At 68.5% G+C, this 22,580-nt stretch carries 21 protein-coding genes; 9 read left to right on the top strand and 12 right to left on the bottom strand.

Annotated elements, in window-relative coordinates:
- The first annotated feature begins 91 nt into the window (after window positions 1–91).
- Window positions 92–499, top strand: a complete 408-nt coding sequence (locus tag ACWCOV_RS31330) for an SRPBCC family protein (RefSeq protein ID WP_449832937.1) — start codon at window positions 92–94, stop codon at window positions 497–499.
- On the opposite strand, the gene ACWCOV_RS31335 is transcribed toward ACWCOV_RS31330, so the two are convergent.
- Window positions 487–1,905: an AAA family ATPase gene (locus ACWCOV_RS31335; protein ID WP_449832938.1), complete on the bottom strand. Its 1,419-nt coding sequence runs from the start codon at window positions 1,903–1,905 to the stop codon at window positions 487–489. The genes ACWCOV_RS31330 and ACWCOV_RS31335 overlap by 13 nt on opposite strands.
- Before the next feature lie 76 nt (window positions 1,906–1,981).
- Here ACWCOV_RS31335 and ACWCOV_RS31340 point away from each other — a divergent pair, with 76 nt between their 5' ends.
- Both ACWCOV_RS31340 and def read left to right on the top strand, forming a co-directional pair.
- The gene (locus ACWCOV_RS31340) at window positions 1,982–2,797 is read left to right on the top strand and encodes an LLM class F420-dependent oxidoreductase (protein WP_449832939.1); all 816 of its coding nucleotides are present in this window, start codon (window positions 1,982–1,984) and stop codon (window positions 2,795–2,797) included.
- Between the two features lie 67 nt (window positions 2,798–2,864).
- Entirely contained in the window at window positions 2,865–3,470 is a 606-nt protein-coding gene (gene def, locus ACWCOV_RS31345; RefSeq protein WP_449832940.1) for a peptide deformylase, read from the top strand.
- Window position 3,471: 1 nt separating this feature from the next.
- Here def and ACWCOV_RS31350 read toward each other — a convergent pair whose 3' ends face one another.
- The 4 genes from ACWCOV_RS31350 to cobT are packed head-to-tail and all read right to left on the bottom strand — an operon-like array spanning window position 3,472 to window position 7,211.
- On the bottom strand, window positions 3,472–4,026 hold the full coding sequence (locus ACWCOV_RS31350; RefSeq protein WP_449832941.1) for an AAA family ATPase: 555 nt from the start codon (window positions 4,024–4,026) through the stop codon (window positions 3,472–3,474).
- 52 nt (window positions 4,027–4,078) lie between these two features.
- The gene (locus ACWCOV_RS31355; RefSeq protein ID WP_449832942.1) at window positions 4,079–4,888 is read right to left on the bottom strand and encodes a TrmH family RNA methyltransferase; all 810 of its coding nucleotides are present in this window, start codon (window positions 4,886–4,888) and stop codon (window positions 4,079–4,081) included.
- Window positions 4,885–6,174, bottom strand: coding sequence for a uroporphyrinogen-III C-methyltransferase (gene cobA / locus ACWCOV_RS31360; protein WP_449832943.1), 1,290 nt, complete (start codon window positions 6,172–6,174; stop codon window positions 4,885–4,887). Before cobA ends, ACWCOV_RS31355 begins: the two co-directional genes overlap by 4 nt.
- Window positions 6,171–7,211, bottom strand: a complete 1,041-nt coding sequence (gene cobT, locus ACWCOV_RS31365) for a nicotinate-nucleotide--dimethylbenzimidazole phosphoribosyltransferase (protein ID WP_449832944.1) — start codon at window positions 7,209–7,211, stop codon at window positions 6,171–6,173. Before cobT ends, cobA begins: the two co-directional genes overlap by 4 nt.
- A 127-nt stretch (window positions 7,212–7,338) precedes the next feature.
- On the opposite strand from cobT, the gene ACWCOV_RS31370 reads away from it, so the two are divergent.
- The 5 genes from ACWCOV_RS31370 (at window position 7,339) to ACWCOV_RS31390 (ending at window position 11,708) form a co-directional block, all read left to right on the top strand.
- The gene (locus tag ACWCOV_RS31370) at window positions 7,339–7,869 is read left to right on the top strand and encodes a YbhB/YbcL family Raf kinase inhibitor-like protein (RefSeq protein WP_449832945.1); all 531 of its coding nucleotides are present in this window, start codon (window positions 7,339–7,341) and stop codon (window positions 7,867–7,869) included.
- 698 nt (window positions 7,870–8,567) lie between these two features.
- Entirely contained in the window at window positions 8,568–9,581 is a 1,014-nt protein-coding gene (locus tag ACWCOV_RS31375) for an ABC transporter ATP-binding protein (RefSeq protein ID WP_449832946.1), read from the top strand.
- On the top strand, window positions 9,578–10,390 hold the full coding sequence (locus ACWCOV_RS31380; RefSeq protein ID WP_449832947.1) for an ABC transporter permease: 813 nt from the start codon (window positions 9,578–9,580) through the stop codon (window positions 10,388–10,390). The genes ACWCOV_RS31375 and ACWCOV_RS31380 overlap by 4 nt, the downstream gene beginning before the upstream one ends.
- Window positions 10,387–11,238, top strand: coding sequence for an ABC transporter permease (locus ACWCOV_RS31385; protein WP_449832948.1), 852 nt, complete (start codon window positions 10,387–10,389; stop codon window positions 11,236–11,238). The genes ACWCOV_RS31380 and ACWCOV_RS31385 overlap by 4 nt, the downstream gene beginning before the upstream one ends.
- Window positions 11,239–11,294: 56 nt before the next feature.
- Window positions 11,295–11,708, top strand: a complete 414-nt coding sequence (locus ACWCOV_RS31390) for a YybH family protein (protein WP_449832949.1) — start codon at window positions 11,295–11,297, stop codon at window positions 11,706–11,708.
- 162 nt (window positions 11,709–11,870) lie between these two features.
- Here the strand turns inward: ACWCOV_RS31390 and ACWCOV_RS31395 are convergent, their stop codons facing one another.
- Window positions 11,871–14,075 (bottom strand): carbohydrate-binding protein, encoded by a 2,205-nt coding sequence (locus ACWCOV_RS31395; protein ID WP_449832950.1) that lies wholly within the window; start codon window positions 14,073–14,075, stop codon window positions 11,871–11,873.
- Window positions 14,076–14,323: 248 nt separating this feature from the next.
- On the opposite strand from ACWCOV_RS31395, the gene ACWCOV_RS31400 reads away from it, so the two are divergent.
- Entirely contained in the window at window positions 14,324–14,854 is a 531-nt protein-coding gene (locus ACWCOV_RS31400) for a hypothetical protein (RefSeq protein WP_449832951.1), read from the top strand.
- A 30-nt stretch (window positions 14,855–14,884) separates the two neighbouring features.
- Here the strand turns inward: ACWCOV_RS31400 and ACWCOV_RS31405 are convergent, their stop codons facing one another.
- The 6 genes from ACWCOV_RS31405 to ACWCOV_RS31430 all read right to left on the bottom strand — a co-directional run bounded on the left by ACWCOV_RS31405 (window position 14,885) and on the right by ACWCOV_RS31430 (window position 22,568).
- Window positions 14,885–15,307 carry a DUF1269 domain-containing protein gene (locus ACWCOV_RS31405; RefSeq protein ID WP_449832952.1) on the bottom strand — a complete coding sequence of 141 codons (423 nt, stop codon included), beginning with the start codon at window positions 15,305–15,307 and terminating at the stop codon, window positions 14,885–14,887.
- Window positions 15,308–15,836: 529 nt separating this feature from the next.
- A complete protein-coding gene (locus ACWCOV_RS31410; protein ID WP_360533566.1) occupies window positions 15,837–16,721 on the bottom strand; it encodes a carbohydrate ABC transporter permease in 885 nt (294 codons plus the stop codon).
- A complete protein-coding gene (locus ACWCOV_RS31415) occupies window positions 16,721–17,680 on the bottom strand; it encodes a carbohydrate ABC transporter permease (protein ID WP_449832953.1) in 960 nt (319 codons plus the stop codon). The genes ACWCOV_RS31410 and ACWCOV_RS31415 overlap by 1 nt, the downstream gene beginning before the upstream one ends.
- Window positions 17,677–18,963, bottom strand: coding sequence for an ABC transporter substrate-binding protein (locus tag ACWCOV_RS31420; protein ID WP_449832954.1), 1,287 nt, complete (start codon window positions 18,961–18,963; stop codon window positions 17,677–17,679). Before ACWCOV_RS31420 ends, ACWCOV_RS31415 begins: the two co-directional genes overlap by 4 nt.
- Window positions 18,964–19,212: 249 nt before the next feature.
- Window positions 19,213–21,351 (bottom strand): 3-hydroxyacyl-CoA dehydrogenase NAD-binding domain-containing protein, encoded by a 2,139-nt coding sequence (locus tag ACWCOV_RS31425; RefSeq protein ID WP_449832955.1) that lies wholly within the window; start codon window positions 21,349–21,351, stop codon window positions 19,213–19,215.
- A complete protein-coding gene (locus tag ACWCOV_RS31430) occupies window positions 21,348–22,568 on the bottom strand; it encodes an acetyl-CoA C-acetyltransferase (RefSeq protein ID WP_449832956.1) in 1,221 nt (406 codons plus the stop codon). The genes ACWCOV_RS31425 and ACWCOV_RS31430 overlap by 4 nt, the downstream gene beginning before the upstream one ends.
- Window positions 22,569–22,580: the final 12 nt, after the last annotated feature.

A 22,580-nucleotide genomic window follows, 5' to 3' on the forward strand; every position in this document is an offset into this window, starting at 1 on the left:
TAGCGCTCCTCCGCGACGCAACGGAAAGAAACCGTAAACGCGTCGCGGCACAGTGCTGGAGTCAGGTTGGTTCCCAGCAGGAGGTTCGGTCATGTTCAGGGTCACGCAGGTCATCGATGCGCCACCGGTGGAGGTGGCTCGGGCGTTCACCGAGCCGGAGGCGTTCGCGGCGTGGTTCGTCGCGGAAGGGTTCAGCACGCCGTCGGATCGGGTCACGATCGACGCGCGGCAGGGCGGCCTCATCTCGGCGGTCTTCGTCGGCGACGGCGGGGCGGAGGTGCCGTTCAGCGTGCGGTTCGGGGAGTTCGATCTGCCGCGCAGCGTGGTGCTGCACATCGACGATCCGGAGGTGGTCACCGTGCGGTTGGAGGACCTTGGTGATCGCACCCGGCTCGACTACGAGAGCACCGGTATGGCGGCTGAGCACGAAAGCGCGATCCAGGCCGGCGTGACCACCATGCTCGGCCACCTGGCCGCCTACTTCGGTCAGCCCGGGTAGAGACCGGGGGCGGCTGGTGGGGGTGGGGTGTAGTCGGGGGTTTCGCCGTTGGTGGCGCCCAGGAGGCGGCGGGTCAGGGCGTCTTGGGCGGAGAGGAGTTCGGCGGTTGCCGCGCGGAGGTGGTCGGCGTCGGGGGGTGTGGCGGATTCGGCTGCCAGGAGGACGGTTCGCCGTACCAGCTCTTTGGTGAAGGAGGCGGTGGTGCCTTCGGTTTGGGCGACGATCTCGTCGATGACGGCGGGGCGGAGGTTCAGGTCGGGGCCGTAGAGCCGCAGCAGGCGGGCGCGGCCGTCGGCGTCCGGCAGTGGTACTTCGACAGCGAGGTCGACCCGTCCGGGGCGTTGCATGAGCGCGGGCTCCAGGAGGTCGGCGCGGTTGGTGGTCAGGAGGAAGGCGACGTCGGCGTCCTCCGCGAGACCGTCCATCTCGTTGAGCACCTGGAAGAGCAGCGGGTTCTCCATGCCGCGCGAGTAGTCGCGCGCCTCGGCCACCAGGTCGCAGTCCTCCAGCACGACCAGCGCGGGCTGCAGCAACCGCGCCAGCGAACACGCCTGCGAGATGAACCCGATGCTCGTCCCCGCCAGCAGTACGACGGTGAACTTCGGCAACCGGGAGAGCAGGTACCGCACGGTGTGCGTCTTCCCAGTCCCAGGCGGCCCATAGAGCAGCACGCCCCGCCGCAAGTGCTGACCGGCATCGAGCAGCGTCTGCCGGTGGTCGGCGATCCCGATCACCTCACGCTCGACCCGCTCCAGCACCCCAGCCGGCAGTACGACGTCCTGCCGGCCGATGCCCGGCCGCGGATGCAACCGGAACGGCCCCACCCCGTGCCCGAACTCGTGCCCTTCGAACGACACCACCTTCCCGCGGAAGATGTTGTGCTCCCGGATCAGCTCCGGCAGCGCATCGAGGAAACTGTCCGCCTTCCCGGTCGCCAGCACCTCCAGATCGACCCGCATCCGCCCGTACTGCGGGTTCGCCGACCGCAGCAGCGCGACGTACCGGTCCGCACCCCGCACGCCGAGGTAGAACCCGAACGCGACGCAGTCCATCTCCTCGTCCACGTCGATCGGCAGCCGCTCGTAGTCGACCGCCCCGATGCCGAACCGGTCGTACTGCGCGAGCTCGAGCACCTCACCGAGCGAGTGGTGACCGCGGTTCGACCCGGCCAGCCCGATCACCTCGAACGAGTCGAACCACGCCTCGATCGCGAGCTGCACGTTCGGCAGGTCGTACGACGCGAAGTTCGACGCGACCACCGGCAACTGCTCGGGATCGGCGCCGAGATGTGTCCGCAACCGGTCCAGCAGGCTGTCCCGGTCGCCCGCGCGGCGGTGCTGCTGCATCCGCTCCAGGAACCCGGTGAACAGCCGCGCGAACTCGTCGATCTCATCGCCGTTCGGCATCCCGCCGTACCCCCGCCTCGTTCGGATACCGGCCTGATCCGGAGGGTCCTCCGCAAAGCCGGATAGGATCTCCACCATGACAGATTCCGAGTCCACCGACCGTCCGTACGCCGCCTTCCCGGTCCGGATCGGCCTGCAGGTCCAGCCCCAGCACGCCCAGTACGCCGACATCCGGCGGACCGTGGCCGCGGCCGAGGAGATCGGCGTCGACGTGGCGTTCAACTGGGACCACTTCTACCCGCTGTCCGGTGAGCCGGAGGGCCTGCACTTCGAGTGCTGGACCATGCTCGCCGCGTGGGCCGAGGCGACCGAGCGGATCGAGTTCGGCGCGCTGGTCACCTGCAACTCCTACCGCAACCCCGACCTGCTCGCCGACATGGCCCGCACGGTCGACCACATCAGCGACGGCCGGCTGATCTTCGGCATCGGCTCGGGCTGGTTCGAGAAGGACTACGACGAGTACGGCTACGAGTTCGGTACGGCGGGCGGCCGGCTGGACGCGCTCGGCGAGGCGCTGCCGCGGATCGAGAAGCGGTGGGCCAAGCTCAACCCGCGGCCGACCCGGGACATCCCGGTGCTGATCGGCGGCGGCGGCGAGAAGAAGACGCTGAAGCTGGTCGCGCAGCACGCGAACATCTGGCACGGGTTCGGCGACGCCGAGACGATCGCGCACAAGCACGCCGTACTGGACGAGCACTGCAAGACGATCGGCCGCGACCCGGGCGAGATCGAGCGCTCGGCCGGCGTCGGCAACAAGTCCCCCGAGGACCTCGGCAAGTCCCTGCTCGACGTCGGCACCCGGCTGTTCACGGTCTCGTCGTCCGGCCCGGACTACGACCTGGGCCTGCTCCGCGAGTGGGTCGCCTGGCGCGACGAGGTCAACGCCGAGTAAGCCGCAGCTGCCGGGTGGCGCGAGCCACCCGGCAGGCGTGGTCGCCGGAGTGGATAGGATTTCCGGCATGTCTACGTTGCCTGAGAACGGTTCGGTGCGGCCTATCACCCGGTGGGGTGAGGACGTCATGCACCGGGTCAACAAGCCCGTGACCGACTTCGGGGACGAGTTCCAGACGCTGATCGCCGACATGGTCGCCACCATGAACGCGGCCGAGGGTGTCGGGCTGGCGGCGAACCAGGTCGGCGTGGACCTGCAGGTGTTCGTGTTCGACTGCCCGGACAAGGACGGCAACCGGGTCCAGGGCGTCGTCTGCAACCCCGTGATCGAGCTGCCCGAGGGCAAGGACCGCCGCCTGGACGAGGGCGACGAGGGCTGCCTGTCGCTGCCCGGCGCCTTCACCAAGTGCGCCCGCCCCGACTTCGCCCGAGTCACCGGCGTCGACCAGCACGGCGAGCCGGTCTCCTACGAGGGCACCGGCCTGCTGGCGCGCTGCCTGCAGCACGAGACCGACCACACCCAGGGCACCGTGTTCGGCGACCGGCTCTCCCGCAAGTACCGCAAGCGCCTCTTCGGCGAGGCCGAGGAGCTGGCCCCCGACTACCCTGCCGACTGGCCCGTCTCCCCCATGATCGAGCACGAGAACGACCACGAGGGCACCCCGGCGACCTGACCTACCAGCGGGCCTTCTCCAGGTCCGCGAGGATCGCCTCGACCGACTCCTCTGGGGTCAGGCTGGTCGTGTCCAGCCAGAGGCCTCGGCGTGGGGTGTTGTCGACGTACGTCTGGAAGGCTCGTACGGCGTCGATCAGACCGTCTGATGAGCCTTGCCAGTCGCGGTACGCGTTGTTGCCGCCGCGGGCGAGCTCGCGTTCCACCACGGACTCGGCCGACGGGGTCAGCATCACGAAGTACGGATCGACGTCGTGCAGCCGGCTGAACCATCGCTCGACGTCGTCCTCGAAGATGTTGTCGCTGCAGACGAAGTCGAAGCCGGCGTCGGCGTAGTGCTGGGCCACCAGCGCCGAAGCGTCGTACCGGAGGTGCAGCTGACGCAGTGCCTCGGGTGACGGGTCAGGCGTCATGATCTCGGCGCCGGCGACGACGCCGCGGTAGAACACGTCGCCGTCCAGCGTCGCGGCGGGCGGTCCGAGCCGAGCGGCCAGCAGCGGCGCGATCGTCGACTTCCCCGCGGCCTGCATCCCGGTCACGAGCACTACCTTCGGCATGCCCCCATCAGATCACCCGCGTCCACCGGTTTTCGCCGTACGCACGACTTCCCTACGGTTGCGTCGCGTAGAAGGCGACAGCGGCCGAGGATGCCACGTTCAGGGAGTCGACACCCCCAGCCATCGGGATGCGTACGGTCAGGTCTGCCTTTTCGAGCACGTGCGGCTTGAGCCCGTGCCCTTCGGTCCCGAAGATCAGCGCGAGCCGCTCGTCGCGGCGGGCGACCAGGTCGTCGAGGCTGATCGAGTCGTCGGTGAGCGCGAAGGCCGCCGCGACGAACCCGCGGTCGTGCAGGGTGTCCAGGTCGCCCGGCCAGGACGTGAGCCGGGTCCACGGGACCTGGAAGACGGTGCCCATCGAGACCTTGATCGACCGCCGGTACAGCGGGTCCGCGCAGGTCGGCGTGACCAGCACGAGCTCGACGCCCATCGCCGCGGCCGCCCGGAACCCGGCGCCGACGTTCGTGTGGTCGACGATGTCGTCGAAGATCGCGATCCGTCGTACGTCGCTCGTGAGCAGGTCGGGCAGGGGGACGGCCGGTTGACGCCGGTACGACGCCAGCGCGCCGCGGTGCACGTGGAAGCCGGTGACCTGCTCGGCCAGCTCCTCCGAGACGACGTACACGGGTGTGCCGGGCCACTTCGCGAGTACGTCGTGCAGGGAGTCGAGCCAGCGCGGCGCGAGCAGGAACGAGCGTGGTTCGAAGCCGGCTTCGGCGGCGCGGCGGATCACTTTGTCGCCCTCGGCAATGAACAGGCCGTGCTCCTCCTCGAGGAGGCGGCGCAGATTCACCTCCCGCAGCTGCACGTAGTCAGCCAGGCGCCGATCGGCCGGGTCGTCCAGCGGAACGAGCGGACTCATCCCGCCCCAGGCCGCACGCCGCCAACCCCGCCGCCCGCCTCCGCTCCGGCTTCTGCTTCCGCCTCCGCGGTGGCGGCGCCGCGGCCTTGCGCCGCGACGTCGACCACGTTGCCGATGACAACGATCGCGGGGGCGCCGACGCCGGCCTCCTTCATCGTCTCGGCGATTCCGGCGAGGTCGGAGGTGACCATCCGTTGTCCCGGAAGGGTGCCGTCGGCAATCGCCGCGGCCGGGGTGCTCGCCGGGCGACCGGCGGCGATCAGGCGCTCGGTGATCGCGGGCAGGTTCTCGACTGCCATCAGTAGGACCAGCGTGCCGGACAGCTGCGCCAGCGCGTCCCAGTTGATCAGCGAGTCCGGGTGCGACGGCGGGATGTGCCCGGACACCACGGTGAACTCGTGCGTCACGCCGCGGTGTGTCACCGGGATCCCGGACACCGCCGGCACCGAGATCGAGCTGGTGATCCCCGGCACGACCGTCCACGGTACGCCGGCCTCCGCGCAGGCCAGCGCCTCCTCGAAGCCGCGACCGAACACGTACGGGTCGCCGCCCTTCAGCCGTACGACGACCTTCCCCTGCCGACCGCGGTCGACCAGGATCCGGTTGATCTCCTCCTGCTGAGCCGCACGACCGCGCGGCAACTTGGCCGCGTCGAACAGCTCAACGTCCGGGTGCAACTCGTCCAGCAACTGCTGCGGCGCCAGCCGGTCAGCCACGACGACGTCCGCCTCGGCGAGCAGCCTGCGCCCGCGGACCGTGATCAAATCCGGGTCGCCCGGTCCCCCGCCCACGAGGTACACGCCCGGCCGCTTGTCGACCTCGCGCGCCGCCAGCGCACCGGTGCGCAGCTCCTCCAGGATCGCGTCCCGGACCGCGGCCGAGCGCCGGTGGTCACCGCCGCCGAGCACGCCGATCGTCACGTTGTCGTGCTGCCCGGACGCGGGTGTCCACGCGGTGGCGCGGGACCGGTCGTCGGAGCGCACGCAGAAGATCCGGCGCTCCTCGGCCTCGGCCGACACCCGGTCGTTGACATCCGGGTCGTCGGTCGCCACGACGACGTACCAGGCGCCGTCGAGGTCGCCGTCCTCGTAGCCGCGCTCGATCCAGCTGAGCGACGGGTTGGAGAGAAGGCCCTCGATGGTCGGGGTGATCGCCGGGGAGATGAGGTCGATCTGCGCGCCGGACTCGATCAGCCGGGGCAGCCGGCGCTGGGCGACACCGCCGCCACCGACCACGACCACGCGGCGGCCTTCGAGCACCAGGCCGGACAGGTACTGACTCGTCACGAGCTGATCCCCGCGGACTCGAAGGTGGCCATCTCGCCGAGCGCGCGGACGGCGCAGGTCAGGATCGGGTAGGCCAGCACCGCGCCGGTCCCCTCGCCCAGCCTCAGGTCGAGGTCGACCAGGGGCTGCAGGCCGAGCGTCTTCAACGCGACCGCATGTCCCGGCTCGGCCGAGCGATGCCCGGCGACGCAGTAGTCGATCACGGCCGGGTGCAACGCCTGCGCGACCAAGGCCGCGGCGCCCGCGATCACCCCGTCGAGGACGACGGGCACCTTGTTGGCCGCGGCACCGAGGATGTACCCGGCCAGGGCTGCGTGTTCGAGGCCGCCGTACGCCTCGAGGGCTTTGACTGGCTCCGTCGCCGGTACGTCGTGCCGTGCGAGCGCATCCTTGATCACTTTGGTCTTGTGGGCGAGCGTGGCGTCGTCGATGCCGGTGCCGCGGCCGGTGACCACGTCCGCGGTCGAACCGGTGAAGGTTGCGATCAGAGCGGCCGAGGCGGTCGTGTTCGCGATGCCCATGTCGCCGGTCAGGAGGCAGCGGTAGCCGTCGTTGACCAGAGTGTTCGCGAGGTCGAAGCCGACCGCGATCGCCGCCTTCACCTCGTCCTCGGTCAGGGCCGGCTCGGCGGACAGGTCTCGCGTGCCGGGACGGACCTTGGCGTGCACGATGTCCAACTCGTCCACATCGGCCGCGACGCCTACGTCGACCACGCGCACGTCGACCCGGTTGTTCGCCGCGAACGCGTTGACCGCGGCGCCACCGGCGGCGAAGTTCGCCAGCATCGCGGCGGTCACTTCCTGCGGCCAGGGCGATACGCCTTGTGCGTGGACGCCGTGGTCGGCCGCGAAGACGGTCACCACGGCGGGCGCCGGCACGGCGGGCGGGCAGCTGCCGGTCATCCCGGCCACGCGGACCGACAGCTCCTCCAGCACGCCGAGGGAACCGGCCGGTTTCGTCAATGCGAGCTGGCGCTCCGCGGCCGCGCGCATCGCCACCGCGTCCGCCGGGCCGATCCGGGCCAGGTACTCCTCCACCGCACGTCCTCCACTCGTCGCCTGGTCCGATCTTCGCATCTCCACCCGGGTGCCCCTGGACGAATCCATGTGATGTGGACAGTAATGTCGGAATCACCACACGTCGCGAGACCCCGGAGGCTCCCAGATGTCGCTCGATCGCCCCGTCGCACCGGACCCGTACCAGCTCCTCCCGAAGGCCGGCACCTTCACCGTCACCAGCACCGACGTCGCCGACGGCGAGCCGCTGTCCGACGACCACGCCTTCGCCGGCGGCAACACCTCGCCGCAGCTGAGCTGGTCCGGCTTCCCCGAGGAGACCAAGGCCTTCGTCGTCACCTGCTTCGACCCCGACGCGCCGGTCGTCTCCGGCTTCTGGCACTGGGTCCTGGTCAACCTCCCCGCGACCGTCACCTCCCTCGACACCGGCGCCGGCACCACCGAACGCCTCGAGAACGGCGCCTTCCACGTCCGCAACGACTTCGGCACCAAGAACTACGGCGGCGCCGCCCCACCCGCCGGCGACCAGGTCCACCGCTACTACTTCGCCGTCCACGCGATCGACGTAGAAGCCCTGGACGTCGACTCCGACGCCACCCCAGCCGTAGTCAGCTTCAACCTCGCCTTCCACACCCTCGCCCGAGCCCTCATCACCCCCACCTACCAGGTAGCCGAGTAGTCAACCCACGCGGTCGACCCACCCGCCCGCTACGCGCGCTCCTACGTCGCTTCGCCGGTCGCTCCCACCCACCCGAAGCTGACTTGCGGGCTGGTCGCCCGCGATCTGCCGGTTCCTTCGTCGCCGGCGGTCGACTGCCACCTGGTCACGCCAGCGGGGATCCGTCGAGGCGGACCCGGATCGAAGCCATCCGCTCCATTCATCATGTGATGGGGAGTCGCCTCACCCGAGGCGGCTCCCCGTTCGATGCTCAGTCTGGTGACCCGGGTCAGGAGCACACCATCGGCCTGACGGATCGCCTGGTGTCGCGACCACGTGGCTGTTGATCGCAGGCGACGAATGAGTCCGGCAGGTCGCGGGCGACAGCCCGCAGGGAAGGCTGGGTGGGTGGGAGCCCGGGCGTAGCGGTGCGTGGGCTTTCCCAGCGGCCGGTGAAATGGGGTGGACAGCGATTTCCGAGGTGCCATACGTTCTCAGTGGTGGCCGCACGTCGAGGGAGCGGAGGCGCCTGTGAGTCGTTGGGCTAGTGGGCACGGTTGATTTTTCGTCGGCTGGTGCTGTCGAGGGTCGCGTAGCCGGGACGGGCCGGGAGGTCGTCCGGCCGATCCAGCCTGGCGGGTTCGGGTGACTCCCGCGCTGTGCGCGGTGACGCTGCCCGGTCCGGCGGTCAACCGACTCTCGAAAGCGGTGCACCAATCGTGATTGCTCAGCAACCGGTGATCGCGGCGCGCGATCTCACCAAGACGTACACGTTTCACAAGCAGGCGGCGGGGCTTGGTGGGGCGGTCAGGAGCCTGGTCCGGCGGAAGTACGAGACGCGGCTTGCGGTCGATGCGGTGTCGTTCAGCATTGACCGGGGTGAGGTAGTCGGGCTGCTCGGGCCCAACGGGGCGGGGAAGACGACGACGCTGAAGATGTTGTCGGGGTTGCTCTACACGACGTCCGGTGAGTTGCAGGTGCTCGGGTGCACGCCGTCGGATCGCAAGTACGACTACCTGCGGCGGATCGCGCTCGTCATGGGGCAGAAGACGATGCTGTGGTGGGACGTGCCGGCCATGGAGAGCCTGCTGCTGCACAAGGACATGTACGGACTGCCGGCGGCGGAGTTCGAGCGGAACGTCGCCGAGCTCGCCGAACTGCTCGAGGTCCAGGACCTGCTGAACGTGCAGGTCCGCAAGACCTCCCTCGGTGAGCGGATGAAGCTCGAACTGCTGGCTGCCCTCGTCCACGGGCCGGAGATCCTGTTCCTGGACGAGCCGACGATCGGCCTGGACGTGGTCGCCAAGGCGCGGGTCCGGACGTTCCTCGAGGACCTGAACCGGGTTCGCGGTACGACGATCCTCGTCACCAGCCACGACATGGACGACATCGAGGCGCTCTGCTCGCGGGTGATGATCATCGACCACGGGCGCCTGCAGTACGACGGCGGCCTCGACGATCTCGTGCGTACGGCGCGACCGCGCAAGCTCGTCCAGGCGACGTACGCGAACGAGGTCGACGCCGGCCCGCTGGCGACGCTGGAAGGTGTCACCGCAGTCGAGAGCTCCGGCCTGGTCGTCAAGCTCGAGGTCGATCGGGAGCGCGCCGGGCAGGTCCTCGAACGGCTCACGCGGATCGGTCCGCTGGTCGACCTCGACGTCGCGGACGCCGACATCGAGGAGATCATGCGCGACCTGTTCCTGCGCCGCAGCACGCTGGCGGACCCGTCGTGAGCGCGCTGGTCCGCAACCTCCGGGTGCTGCGCCGGATGACCGCGGCCGAGATCGCACAGCAGTCGATCTACCGGGGCGCCTGGATCATCTTCATGGCGGCCAACATCTGCGTGCCGATCATCTCGTTGCTGATCTGGCGTACGGCGATCGCGACCGGGGCCCGGCTTCCGGTCGACGAGCGCTACCTCACGACGTACTTCGTGCTGCTGAGCTTCGTCACGATGGCGACCTCGTCGTGGATGACCGGCTTCCTCGCCAACGACATCCGGCTCGGCAAGCTGTCCAGCTGGATGGTGCGGCCGGCGTCGTTGCTGGTCGGGTTCGTCGCGAACAACCTGTCGGAGAAGTTCCTGAAGGTGATCGCGCTGGTCCCGATGATCGGCGTGCTGTGGTGGATCTTCCGCGACTCGATGAGCATCCCGGCCGGCCCGGGGCACTGGGCCTTGTTCGCGGTCAGCCTGGTGCTCGGCGCGATCCTGGTGTTCACCATCGACATCCTGATCGCGTCGCTCGCGTTCTGGATGGACGACGTGACCGCGCTCGCGCAGGCCCGGGTGATCATCGCGGGGGTGCTGTCCGGCTCCGTCGTACCGCTGGCCCTGATGCCGGACTGGTCGCGGGGGTTCATCGACCATCAGCCGTTCCGGTTCACGGTGTCGTTCCCGGTGGAGATCGTCGCGGGCTCGTTGTCCGGTCCGGAACTCCTGGTGGGGCTGACGCTTCAGTTCGGGTACGTCGTCGTGTTCGGCGTACTCGCTCGACTCGTCTGGTCGGTCGGGATCCGCGCGTACTCGGCGGTGGGCGCATGAGCGACCTTCGTACACAAGCGGATGAACGGCAACCGCTGGATCGCAGCTGGCTGCATGTGCAGTGGCGGCACATCAGGCTGTGGCGCCGGTTCCTTGCGCAGGCCGTCGTCCGCGAGACGCACTACCGGGCGCATTTCCTCACCACGCTGCTGGTCGGGTTGGTCCAGCTCGGGCTCGGGACCGTGCCGATCCTGTTGCTGTTCGGGTACACCGACGAGGTGCAAGGCTGGTCGCGGGCAGAGGTCATCGCGCTGGTCGGGATGTATCAGATCGCGACCGGGCTGCTGGCCACATTCGTTGCCCCGAATCTGAACCGGATGACGTCGTACATCACCGAGGGCGAGCTCGACGGCGTGCTGCTGCGGCCGGTGTCGAGCCAGTTCTACCTGACGCTGCGGTGGATCAACGTCGCGGAGCTGAGCAATGTTGCCAGCGGCATCGTGGTGCTGGTGGTCGGCCTGGTGCAGGCCGACGCCGCGCCGAACGCGTTGGACATCCTGCAGGCGCTCGTCCTCGCGGCGGCCGGTTTGGTGCTGCTCGTCTGCGTGTGGAGTGCGATGTCGTTCCTCGCGTTCTGGTTGCAGTCGGTGAGCCCGATCGGGTTCATCTTCCTCAACCTGGTCGAGGCGGGGCGCTATCCGCTGGTGTTCTTCCCGACCGCGGTGCGCGCGTTCCTCACGTTCGCGTTTCCGGTGGCGTTCGCGACAACGTTCCCGGTCCAGGCGCTGGCCGGTGGGATCGGGTGGACGCCGGTCGCGGGCGGAGTCGGGCTGGCTCTCGTGGCCGTCGTACTCGTGCGGCTGTTCTGGCGGCACGGGATTCGGTCGTACGCGAGTGCGTCCAGCTAGCCTCACAGTTCGGCCGGCCGCTTCGTCGTACCGGTATGACACAGACGAGCTATGACGTGGCAATCGATGAACTGCTGGAGCGGCGGGTCGAGGCCTGCCGGGCGAAGGACATCGACGCGCTGATGTCGCTGTACGCCGACGACATCGTCTACTACGACGTGATCGCGCCGCTGCAGTTCATCGGCACGGATGAGGTACGGCGGAACTTCGTCCGCTGGTTCGACGAGTACGCCGGCCCGATCGGCCTGGAGACCCAGGACCAACGCGTGGCGGTGAGCGGGGACGTGGCGTTCGCCCACATGCTCCACCTGGACAGCGGCACCCGCCGAAACGGCCTAGAACTCGCCGTCTGGGTCCACTCAACCGTCTGCCTACGCCACCTCGACAACCGCTGGCTCATCACCCACGAACACATCTCAATCCCCCACGACCCCAACGACTGGAAGGCCGTCGTCGACGCAACCCCCTAACGATGGGCGCGACCGGGCGGACGCCGGGTCAGACCGCTATCCGGTCCCTCACGTGTTCACAGGTGCTCGCCGGACGGCGCCGACCCGGGTGACGGCCGGCGGCCCCGGCGAAGGCGGCCGATAAGACAGCCGCCGCCCAGCGGTGTCCGATTGGCCCGCCCGCTACGTCAGGCGGAGGTAGTCGAGGTTGAAGCCGCCGGTCTCGCAGTGGACCGTCAGGAGTTGGTCTCCTGCTGGGAGAGTGAGTTGGGTGTGGATGGATTGGTAAGTGGACCACCCGCCGGTGTCGGGGACCGAGAGCTTTGCGAGTACGGCGCCGGAACCGTCGCGGATTGAGATTGCGTCAGGAGCCGGGGCGCCGGTGCCGTTGGCTACGCGGAGTTCCAGGTCGTAGGTGCCGGCGTTGGTGATGTCGAGGCGGTACTGCAGCCAGTTGCCGGCCGCGGTCCAGCCGACGTTCTTGCCGCCGCTCGCCGCCGGATTGCTCTCGATGAAGTTCGCGCCGCCCTCGGTCCACCCGTGCTGAGCGACGTACGACTCCGCCTCCGCCTTCTCCCCCACCGGCGTACCCCGCGGCCGGACAGTCACCGCGACCGTCACCTCGTCGTACACCGCGCCGTCAGTGACCCGGAACTTCAGATTCAGCGACCCGGCAACAGTCGGCCGGATGCTGACGAGCCCACTACGCGCGCCGACGCTGACCCCAGCCGGCAGGTCGACCGCGTAGTACGCGAGCCGATCCCGGTCCCGATCCGACGCCGACAACTGCACCTCGGTAGCGGCGTACTGATCAGCCACGACGTCCGGCACATCACGCAGTACCGGAGCCGAGTTGTGGTGCGACGACGGCACATCGCCACGCCAGCGGTACGTCGCGTACGACGACGCCGGCACCGTTACCTGGAACGACTTCCCGGCCAGCACCACGCGCACCTTGCTGGGCGTTGTGTTGGCGTTCCCCACGATCGCTACGAAGTCGTCATGCCGATCCTTGAACACCACGTTGCTGATCCCGTTGGCGGTCGCGCTCGACTCGACCCGCGTGTGCTCCGGACCGAGGTACCTCGCAAACTGCCCCATCGCGTACAGCTCGTTGCGGACGCTGAACGTCCGCGTCGTGGTGTCGACCTTGACCAGCCGATTCGGCCACTTCGTCGTACGCCCGACCTCCGCCCAGTCGACGTTGTTGTCGCGCAACGGCGTCCAGTGCAGCGTGCCGCCGTCCTGGTCGGTCGCCTGCGCCCACATCACGTACGACGACGCGTCGAGCCGGAAGTAGTTCAGGATCGTCGCGGGCGACAGGTCGCTCGTCTCGGTCATGTGGACCGGCTTGCCGAACTCCTCGTACGCGTCCCGCATCACGGCGGGGTCACCCCAGTACGGGTGGAACGCGATCCCGTCAGCGGCGCGGCGAGTCGCCGGGTCTTCGAAGATGCGGTGGTAGTTCTTCGTCTCGGTGCTGTTGGGGTCGCGCCAGTCCCAGAAGTTGAAGTCGTGCACGTACAGGTCGGTGTCGAGGCCGGCCCGCCGTACCTCACGCTTGATCGCGACCGCGAGCTTCTGCTGCTGCGGGATGCTGATGTCCATCGCCGGGTAGACCACGTCGATGCCCGGCTCGTTCAGCAGGGTCAGGGCGTCGACCTTGATCCCGTGCTTGGCGTAGGCCTGCAGGTACTTCACGTAGTACCGGGCGAACACGTCGATGCAGTCGTCGCGCAGCTTGCCGACCTGGTGGTACGACGTGGTGCTGCCGGGATTCAACGCGACCTCGCCGGTGAACCGGTTGTTCGTCTTCATCCACGCCGGGGCGCTCCACGCCGACGCGAAGAACGTCGCGCGCGGGTTGTACCGCTTGATCAGCTGGGCCGTCTCGACGATGTGGGTGTCGAGGTCGCGCTGGATCGAGAAGTACTTCAGCCCGAAGTCCTCGGTGACGCCCGCGGGAAGCTCGTCGTACGACCAGAACGGCAGGTGCTCGATCAGGTCCGGGCTCCCGATCGTCAGCCGGAACCGGTCCAGCCCCGCGCCGGTCTTCGAATCGACCAGCAGCCGAATCGCCCGCTCCCGCTCGGCCGGCGTCAGCTTCCAGAGGTTCGACACACTGGTCTCGTCGAGCGAGAACCCGACACCGGAGTACTGCTGCCGCTCAGCACTCGGATCGATCACCACCGTGGCGTCCGTCGCTGTGCCGTCGTCATTCCCGACGTACGTCGTCGGCAGCGCACGCCAAGACTGGTCCGGCCCACTCGAATAGGTCCCGCCGACCACGGCACCACGCCCAGCCCTGTCCGCGGCGGCCGGCCCGGCGTTCATCACCCCACCAACCAACGCCGCCACCACAACCGCCACCCCAAGAGTCCGCCTCACAAACCCTCCTCGTCCCGGCAAGCGCTTACTCGCAGCCGCGACAATACGCACCCAACCCCCTTCCCACACCCCTCTCCCGGTTCCGGAACTTCCCACCCCGGTTCCGGAACTTCTGGGCATGCTGCTGCCCGTCCCCCGATCCGTTGCGCGCGCCGATCTGGCGACTGCATCTCGCCGACTCGTGGGAACATTCGAGGATGGTCGAGCCCATCATTCGGCGCGGTATCAAGATCGCCGGTGAGAATCCGATGATCATTCTGTATCGCCCTGGCAGCGACGACATCGTCGTACTGGTGAGCATGTGGACAGCGCGGTACTCACCTGTCGGGGCGGGACGGGCGCTGTTGATCTGGACCGATCCGGCCGGCTCGGGACTCGGATCCGATGCGCCGGTCGGCATGTACGCCGACAACCCGGAGCTGGCCGGGTACGTCTGGGAGCACTTCTCTCGCGACTACGACCTGATCCGCGGACGCGGGATCGAGTCCGGTCCGCCGGTGCCGGCCCGGTTCGTCGAGGTCTCCGGCGGCGACCGGTTCCACCGCATCACCTGCGTCGCCGCCACGACCACGATCGAGCTCGAGTGGCGCGACGTACTCGATTGCTTCGAGGTGAGGACGCAACTCACCGGCTTCGAGACCTGCGCCGTCGCCTGCCCGTGCGCCGCAGCCGACGTTCGCGTCAACGGCGTCGCGGCCCGCGGCGAGATCCACCAGCCGGAAGGCTGGTTCGGAAGCTCCGCCGCGCTGGCCTTCGCCGAAACCTGGCGCGAGACCTGATCCACCGCCGGCCGGAGCTGGTCTGCGAAGCTAGCCGCCGAACATTTCGCGGAGCGCGGCCTCCTGCTCGGTCGTGAGGTTCGACTGGATGAGTTGGGGCATCTGGAGGCCGGTGGCGGCGAAGGTGGCTCTGATCTTGTCCTGTACGGCGTCGCTCGACAGCAGGAACAGGGCCGACGTACCGGGTGTGACCTGGTCACGGACCGACTTGATGAAGTCGTCGCTGATCCCCACGTCGACCAGCGATCCGGCGAGCGCACCCGACGCGGCCCCGATCGCAGCACCGGCGAACGGCATCAGGAAGATCATCCCGAACAACATCCCCCAGAACATGCCGCCGATCGCACCGACCCCGGTCAGATTCCGCACCTGCCGAGTCCGCGGCCGCCTCGCCTCCGGCTGCCACGACACCGACGCAGCATCATGCACCTTGATCAACCCCTGCTTGGCCAACGACTCCAACGTACCGATCGCCTGATTGGCCCCATCCCAAGTCCCAAACTTCCACACCGTCAAAGCCGCCATCCGAACCTCCCCCACCACCCTCCCGAACCAACCCCACCCCCACCTCATCCCGCCCAGGTGAGACCTACTCGCCGCGGTCCGCTGATGCGAGCGGCAGCGCACGGGCGCTCCCCCACAACGTCTCGAACTGACTCGCGACGAGCTCGGCGGCGTCCTTCGCCGCCGGGGTTGCCGTCTATGCAGCTGTTCGCCGGCGTACGCCGGGTGCGTTCACGATCCGCGGCGCGGGCAGAGCCGGCTAGCAAGACAGCCGCCGCGCAGCGGCGTCCGACCGGCGGGCGTTGGTGGGGCGACCGGCGGGGAGCCTGGTGGACTCCCCGCCGGAGTCTCAGTTGTCCGCCGAAGACGCCGAGGCGTGGTCACGAGCAGCGCCGACGAAGTCGGCAAACGGGACAGCCGCCGCGCAGCGGTGTCCGTTGTTGCCGTCTGTGCAGTTGTTCGCCGAAGCGGTGTCCGTTCAGTCCTTCAGGCCGGACTGCGTCACTCCCTGGATCAGGTAGCGCTGAAGGAACAGGAAGATCAGAACCAACGGAAGGATGGACACCGCCGCAGCCATGAACAGCTCGTGGATGTTGATGGTTTGTGCAGTGACGAAGGTGGACATGGCTACCTGGACGGTCCACGAGGACGAGTCCTGGCCGATCACGAGCGGCCAGAGGAACGAGTTCCAGTTGCCGATGAACGTGATCGCGGCCAACGCCGCGAAGAACGGCAGAGAGTTCGGTACGACGATCCGCCAGAACACCCCGAAGTGCCCGGCACCGTCCACCCGCGCCGCCTCCTCGAGCTCCCGCGGGAAGTTCAGGAAGTACTGCCGGAACAGGAACGCGGCGAACCCGCTGAACAGCGTCGGGATGATCAGCCCGCGCAGTGAGCTGACCCAGCCGAGTGACGACACCACGATGAAGCTCGGGATGAACGTGACCGCGGCCGGGATCATCAGCGTGGCGACGATCGCGTAGAAGACCTTGTCGGCGTGCCGGTACGGAATCCGGGCCAGGCCATAGCCGGCCATCGATGCCAGCAGCAACTGTCCGGCCGTGCCCACGATGCCGACGACGGCCGAGTTGTACAGCGAGCGCGCCATCGGCACCTCGGTGTCGTTGAACAGCTCGCTGATGTTGCCCCACTGCAGCTCACGTGGGAACAGCGTCCAGTCCGGCGCGGTGATGTCGGCCTCGGTGGCCAGCGCGTTGCGCAGGATCAGGTAGAACGGCAGCAGGAACAGCACCACCGCCACGACCAGCGCCACCCACCGTAGCGCCAGCCCGACCCGGCCGGCGGTGCTACGGCTGAAGCCGATCGGCTGCGGGGTTCCCGTCGTACGCTCGGTGACGGCCATCAGTCACTCGCCTTCCCGAATCCGAAGATCCTGTTCTGCAGCAGCGTGACGAGCATGATGATCACCGCCAGGATCAGCGCGCCGGCCGAGCCGTGGCCGAGGTCCTGGATGGACCCGAGCGAGATGCCGTAGAGGTAGACCAGCGGCGGCCGGGCGAAGTTCACGTTGCCGACCAGGTTGTAGAACTCGTCGAACGCCTGGTACGCCGCGATCAGGTTCAGGATCAGTACGGCGACCGACGTCGTCCGCAGCTGCGGCAACGTGATGTATCGGAAGACCTGCCACCCGGGCCGGGCGCCGTCGACGTACGCCGCCTCGTAGAGCGTCGGCGAGATCCGCTGCAGCCCGGCGATGAACAGGATCATGTAGAACCCGAGCTGCAGCCAGAGCCGGACGGTGATGAGCGGGATCCAGTACCACGGCGGGTCGACCGTGGACAGCCAGGCGATGTTCTCGATGCCGAACCAGCCGAGCACGGTGTTCGCGAGCCCGAACCGGACGCCGTTGAAGATCGACAGCCGCCAGATCAGCGACGCCACCACGTACGAGCACGCGGTCGGCAGGAAGAACACCGACCGGAAGAACGCCCGGGCCACCTTCACCTGGTTGACCAGCAGCGCGAGCCCGAGCGACAGCACGAACGTCAGCGGCACGATGAACACCGCGAACACGGTGAACGTGCCCAGGCTGGACAGGAAGGCCTGGTCGGTCAGCATGTCGACGTAGTTCTGCAGCCCGACGAACTTGGACGGCGTGACCGTGTTGTAGGCCTCGAAGAAGCTGAGGACCAGGCTCCAGATGATCGGCAGGTAGGAGAAGACGAGCAGGCCGAGGAAGAACGGCCCCACGAACACCCAGAACCAGCGGGTGTTGCCTGCGATCCCCTGTTTCCGCCGACGGCCCCGCTGCTCACCAGTGGCAGCGGGGCGAACCGTCTTCGCGGGAGCGGTACTGGTCATCCGAACAGCCGCGTCAGCTCGGTGTTGACGGTCTTCTCGGCTTTGGCGATCTCGGCGGCGGGGTCGGCTCCCTTCCGGATGATGTTGGTGAGCATGTCGTTGAACGCCGTGTTCATCTTCGGCGTCCAGGCCGGGTCGTCGGTGTGGCCGTGGTCCTGGGTGAGCTTGACCGTCTCGGCCGCGACGCCGCTCTGCAGCTTGGAGGCCTTGGCGGCGAGGCTCTTACGCGGCGGGATGTGGAAGCCGTAGTTGAGGGACCAGTCCTCCTGGAAGTCCTCCTTGTCGATCCACAGCCACTTGACGTACTTCTTCGCGGCGTCGATGTTCGGGCTCTTCGCCGAGACGAACTGCGTCCAGCCGCCGGAGTACACGGCCGGCTGCCCTTGGGCGTCGAGCTTCGGGAACGGGATCACCCCGAGGTCGTCCCCGAGCGCCTTCTGCATCCCCGGCACTGCCCACATGCCGATCCACTGCATCGCGACCAGGCCCTGGTTGATCGCCCCCGGGTCCCACCAGTCCGTCGGGGCACCGAGCAGCACGCTCTTGTCGGCGTACAGCTGGTGCAGCTTTCCGAAGGCCTGCGCCGCGCGGGCGTCGGTGAACCCGGGCTTGTGGTCCTCGGTCAGGCGGTCGCCACCGGACGACCAGAGCGCCGGCCCGCCCATCGCGAGACCGCCGTCGTTGCCGACGAAGATGCCCTTCATCTTGTTCGTGGTGAGTTCCTTGGCCGCGGCGATCAGGTCGTCGACGGTCTCCGGCGGCTTGATCCCGGCCTTGTCCAGCAGGCTCTTGCGGTAGTAGATGACCTGCGGGTCGACGATCATCCGGATGCCGTAGACCTTGCCGTCGACGGTGTTCGTGGCCAGGTCGCCCGGCTGGAAGTCGTCCTTGACGTCGGCGATGATGTCGTCCAGCGGCACCACCTGGTTGCTCTTCACCATGCCGATGTTCAGCTGGCTCTCGAAGACGTCCGGTCCCTTGTTGGACAGCAGGCCGGACGACAGCTTGCTGCCGTAGTCACCCGGAGTCCACTGCACCGCGACGTTCGCGTCGGTGTACGCCTTGGCGTACTTCAGCGCCGCTTCCTTCGTGCCGGTCTCGCCGTACTGGTGGTACCACTGCGACAGCGTGACCTTGGCTCCGCCGGCGTCTCCCCCGCCGCCGGACGGCCTGCCGGTATTGCTCCCGCACGCGGCCGCGAACGCGGCCAGCGCGGCCAGGCCGCCGGTCCGCTTGAGCAGGTCCCGCCGGGTCAGACCGGCGTTCGGAACATGAGCAGGCATGCACAAACCACCTTCCAGGAGAGCTGCAGAGTTACTTAACGGCGTTAAGCATCTCCGGTTTCGCACACGCTACAACTCCGCCGACCCATTGCAACAGAGCTCGGCAGATGACGGTTCGGGTACGGAAACCCGGACCGGCCAAGTCGCTCTATGGTCAGGTGAATCGTTGGAGAAGTGCCAGCACCATCGCTCAAAAGCGCGTCCGGCGCAAGACCGGACGCGCTCTTCTTTGTTCGAGTTTGTTGGGAATCAGCGGAAGGTCTCGCCCGCCTCGGCCTTGCGGACCAGCAGCGCCGGCGGCTCGAAGCGATCGCCGTACGACGCCGCGAGCTGGCGGGACCGCTCGACGAAGGCCGGCAGTCCGTACGCGTTGACGTACTGCAGCGCGCCACCGTGCAGCGGCGGGAACCCGATGCCGAAGATCGAGCCGATGTTGGCGTCGGCGACGGAGCGCAACACTCCCTCGTCGAGGCACTTGACCGTCTCCAGCGACATCGCGAACGTCATCCGCTCCTGCAGATCGACCAGCGGTACGGCGTCCTTCGCCCGGTCGAAGTGCTCCCACAGACCCCGCCACAACCGCTTCGGCCCGTCGGCCGGGTAGTCGTAGAACCCGGCGCCGGCCGCCTTCCCGCGGCGGTCGAACTCGTTGACCAGCCGGTCCGTCACGGCCATCCCCGGGTGGTCGTCGAACGCGCCGGCGCTGTCCCCGGCCGCGAGCGCCGCGTCCCGGATCTTCTGCGGCAGCGTCAGCGTGACCTCGTCCAGCATCGCCAGCGGCGGCGCCGGGAAGCCCATCTGGGTGGCGGCCCGCTCGATCGTCACCGGGTCGACGCCTTCGGCAACCATCGCGGCGCCCTCCATCACCAGGGTGCCGAACACCCGCGAGGTGAAGAAGCCCCGGCTGTCGTTGACCACGATCGGCGTCTTCTTGATCTGCCGGACCACGTCGTAGGCCTTGGCGACGGCCCGGTCCGAGGTCTTCTCCCCCACGATCAGCTCGACCAGCGGCATCCGGTCGACCGGCGAGAAGAAGTGCATGCCGATGAAGTCGCCCGGCCGGTCGATGCCGCCGGCCAGCGAGGTGATCGGCAGCGTCGAGGTGTTCGAGCACAGCAACGCGTCCGGCTCGACCACGCCGGCGATCTCGGCGAAGACCTTCTGCTTGAGCTCCTCGCTCTCGAACACCGCCTCGATCACCAGGTCACACCCGGCCAGGTCGTTCGGGTCCGCGGTCGGCGTGATCAGGCTCAGGAACTCCTCCACCTCGCCCGCCGTCTTCCGGCCCTTCTGGACCTGCTTGGCGAGCAGCTTCTCGGAGTACTCCTTCCCACGCGCGGCCGCCTCGAGCGAGACGTCCTTCAGGATCACTTCGATGCCGGCGTTCGCGCACACGTACGCGATCCCGGCGCCCATCATGCCCGCGCCGAGCACCCCGACCTTGCGGGTCGAGTACTTCGGCACGCCGTCCGGCCGTGAGGCGCCGGCGTTGATCGACTGCAGGTCGAAGAAGAACGCCTGGATCATGTTCTTCGCGATCTGCCCGGTCGCGAGCGAGACGAAGTACCGGGACTCGATCCGCGAGGCGGTGTCGAAGTCGACCTGGCTGCCCTCGACCGCGGCGCTCAGGATCGCGCGCGGCGCCGGGTACGGCGCGCCCTTCAGCTCCTTGCGCAGGTTCGCCGGGAAGGCCGGCAGGAACGCGGCCAGCTTCGGCGAGGCCGGTGTGCCGCCGGGGATCTTGTAGCCGTCGCGATCCCAGGGTTGCTTGGCGTCCCCGTCGTACGACGCGATCCACCGGTATGCCGCCTCGAGCAGGTCGTCGGCGGGGACGACCTCGTCGACGATCCCGACCTCGAGGGCGTGGGCGGGCTTCATCCGCCGGCCCTGGAGCAGGACCTTCATCAGCGCGTCCTGCAGGCCGAGCATCCGGACGGTACGGGTCACGCCGCCACCGCCCGGGAGCAGTCCGAGCGTCACCTCGGGGACGCCGAGCTCGATCCGGTTGTCGTCGGCAACGATGCGGTGGTGGCAGGCGAGCGCGATCTCCAGCCCGCCGCCGAGCGCGCTGCCGTTGATCGCGGCGACGACCGGGACGCCGAGGGTCTCCAGCGACCGGAGCTGGCGCTTCACTTCTTCGATGGCCTCGAAGACCTCGGCCGCCTGCGAGGGCTGGATCTTCGCCAGCATCTGCAGGTTGCCGCCGGCGAAGAACGTCGACTTGGCGCTGGTGATCACGACGCCCTTGAGCGTGTCCTTCTCACCCCGGAGCCGGTCGACGGTCGCACCCATCGCCGCGACGTAGGCCTCGTTCATCGTGTTCGCCGAGGCCGACGGGTCGTCGATCGTCAGCGTGACGACACCTTCGGCGTTGTTCCAGGAGATCATGCCGCCAGCCTCTCGATGATGGTTGCGACGCCCATGCCGCCGCCGACGCACAGGGTGGCCAGGCCGTACCGGAGCTCACGCCGCTCCAGCTCGTCCAGCAGGGTTCCGACCAGCATCGCGCCGGTGGCGCCGAGCGGGTGGCCGAGCGCGATCGCGCCGCCGTTCACGTTCACCTTCTCGTGCGGTACGCCGAGATCCCGCATGAAGTGCAGTACGGCGGCCGCGAACGCCTCGTTCATCTCGAACAGGTCGATGTCGCTCACCTCGAGACCCGCCTTGGCCAGCGCCTTCCGGGCGGCCGGCGCCGGTCCGGTCAGCATGATGGTCGGGTCGGCCCCGCTGACCCCGGTCGCCACGACCCGGCCGCGCGGCGCCTGCCCGAGCGCCTCCCCCGCCTTCTCATTGCCGATGGCAACCAGGGCGGCACCGTCCACGATGCCGGACGAGTTGCCCGCGTGGTGGACGTGCTCGATGCGCTCCACCGTCAGGTACTTCTCCAGCGCCACCGCGTCGAACCCGCCGTGCTCCCCGATCGCCGCGAACGACGGTCGCAGGCCGGCCAGCGTCTCGACCGTCGTACCAGGGCGGACCAGTTGGTCATGGTCGAGGATCTGCAGGCCGTTGCGGTCGCTCACCGGGACCACCGAGCGGGCGAAGTAGCCGTTGGCCCAGGCCTTGGCGGCGCGCGCGTGCGACTCGGCGGCGTACGCGTCGACGTCGGTGCGGGAGAAGCCGTCCAGGGTCGCGATCAGGTCGGCGCTGATGCCCTGCGGGATGAAGTTCGTCTGCAGCGCGGTCTCCGGGTCCATCGCCCAGGCGCCGCCGTCGGAGGCCATCGGCACCCGCGACATCGACTCGACCCCGCCGGCCAGGATGAAGTCCTCCCAGCCGGAGCGCACTCGTTGAGCCGCTTGATTGACTGCCTCCAGGCCGGACGCGCAGAAGCGGTTGAGCTGGACGCCGCCGGTCGTCTCCGGGTAGCCGGCCGCGAGCACCGCCGTCCGGGCGATGTCCATGCCCTGGTCGCCGATCGGCGTCACCACACCGAGGACCACGTCGTCGATGGCGACCGGGTCGAGGTCGGGATGCCGGTTCCGCAACTCGTGCAGCAGGCCGGTGATCAGCTGGATCGGCTTGACCTCGTACAGCGCGCCGGTCGGTTTGCCCTTGCCACGCGGCGTGCGGATCGCGTCGTACAGGAACGCTTCACTGGTCATGCACCTGATTGT

This window comes from Kribbella sp. NPDC002412, assembly GCF_053592935.1.

What these genes read in the sequence shown, in the direction of transcription:
- ACWCOV_RS31400 (WP_449832951.1), top strand. Translation starts at nt 14,324, where the DNA reads ATGATCATTCTGTATCGCCCTGGCAGCGACGACATCGTCGTACTGGTG.
- ACWCOV_RS31350 (WP_449832941.1), bottom strand. Translation starts at nt 4,026, where the DNA reads ATGCCGAAGGTAGTGCTCGTGACCGGGATGCAGGCCGCGGGGAAGTCG.
- ACWCOV_RS31425 (WP_449832955.1), bottom strand. Translation starts at nt 21,351, where the DNA reads ATGATCTCCTGGAACAACGCCGAAGGTGTCGTCACGCTGACGATCGAC.
- def (WP_449832940.1), top strand. Translation starts at nt 2,865, where the DNA reads ATGTCTACGTTGCCTGAGAACGGTTCGGTGCGGCCTATCACCCGGTGG.
- ACWCOV_RS31340 (WP_449832939.1), top strand. Translation starts at nt 1,982, where the DNA reads ATGACAGATTCCGAGTCCACCGACCGTCCGTACGCCGCCTTCCCGGTC.
- ACWCOV_RS31420 (WP_449832954.1), bottom strand. Translation starts at nt 18,963, where the DNA reads ATGCCTGCTCATGTTCCGAACGCCGGTCTGACCCGGCGGGACCTGCTC.
- ACWCOV_RS31330 (WP_449832937.1), top strand. Translation starts at nt 92, where the DNA reads ATGTTCAGGGTCACGCAGGTCATCGATGCGCCACCGGTGGAGGTGGCT.
- ACWCOV_RS31335 (WP_449832938.1), bottom strand. Translation starts at nt 1,905, where the DNA reads ATGCCGAACGGCGATGAGATCGACGAGTTCGCGCGGCTGTTCACCGGG.
- ACWCOV_RS31370 (WP_449832945.1), top strand. Translation starts at nt 7,339, where the DNA reads ATGTCGCTCGATCGCCCCGTCGCACCGGACCCGTACCAGCTCCTCCCG.
- ACWCOV_RS31355 (WP_449832942.1), bottom strand. Translation starts at nt 4,888, where the DNA reads ATGAGTCCGCTCGTTCCGCTGGACGACCCGGCCGATCGGCGCCTGGCT.
- ACWCOV_RS31410 (WP_360533566.1), bottom strand. Translation starts at nt 16,721, where the DNA reads ATGGCCGTCACCGAGCGTACGACGGGAACCCCGCAGCCGATCGGCTTC.
- ACWCOV_RS31415 (WP_449832953.1), bottom strand. Translation starts at nt 17,680, where the DNA reads ATGACCAGTACCGCTCCCGCGAAGACGGTTCGCCCCGCTGCCACTGGT.
- ACWCOV_RS31385 (WP_449832948.1), top strand. Translation starts at nt 10,387, where the DNA reads ATGAGCGACCTTCGTACACAAGCGGATGAACGGCAACCGCTGGATCGC.
- ACWCOV_RS31430 (WP_449832956.1), bottom strand. Translation starts at nt 22,568, where the DNA reads ATGACCAGTGAAGCGTTCCTGTACGACGCGATCCGCACGCCGCGTGGC.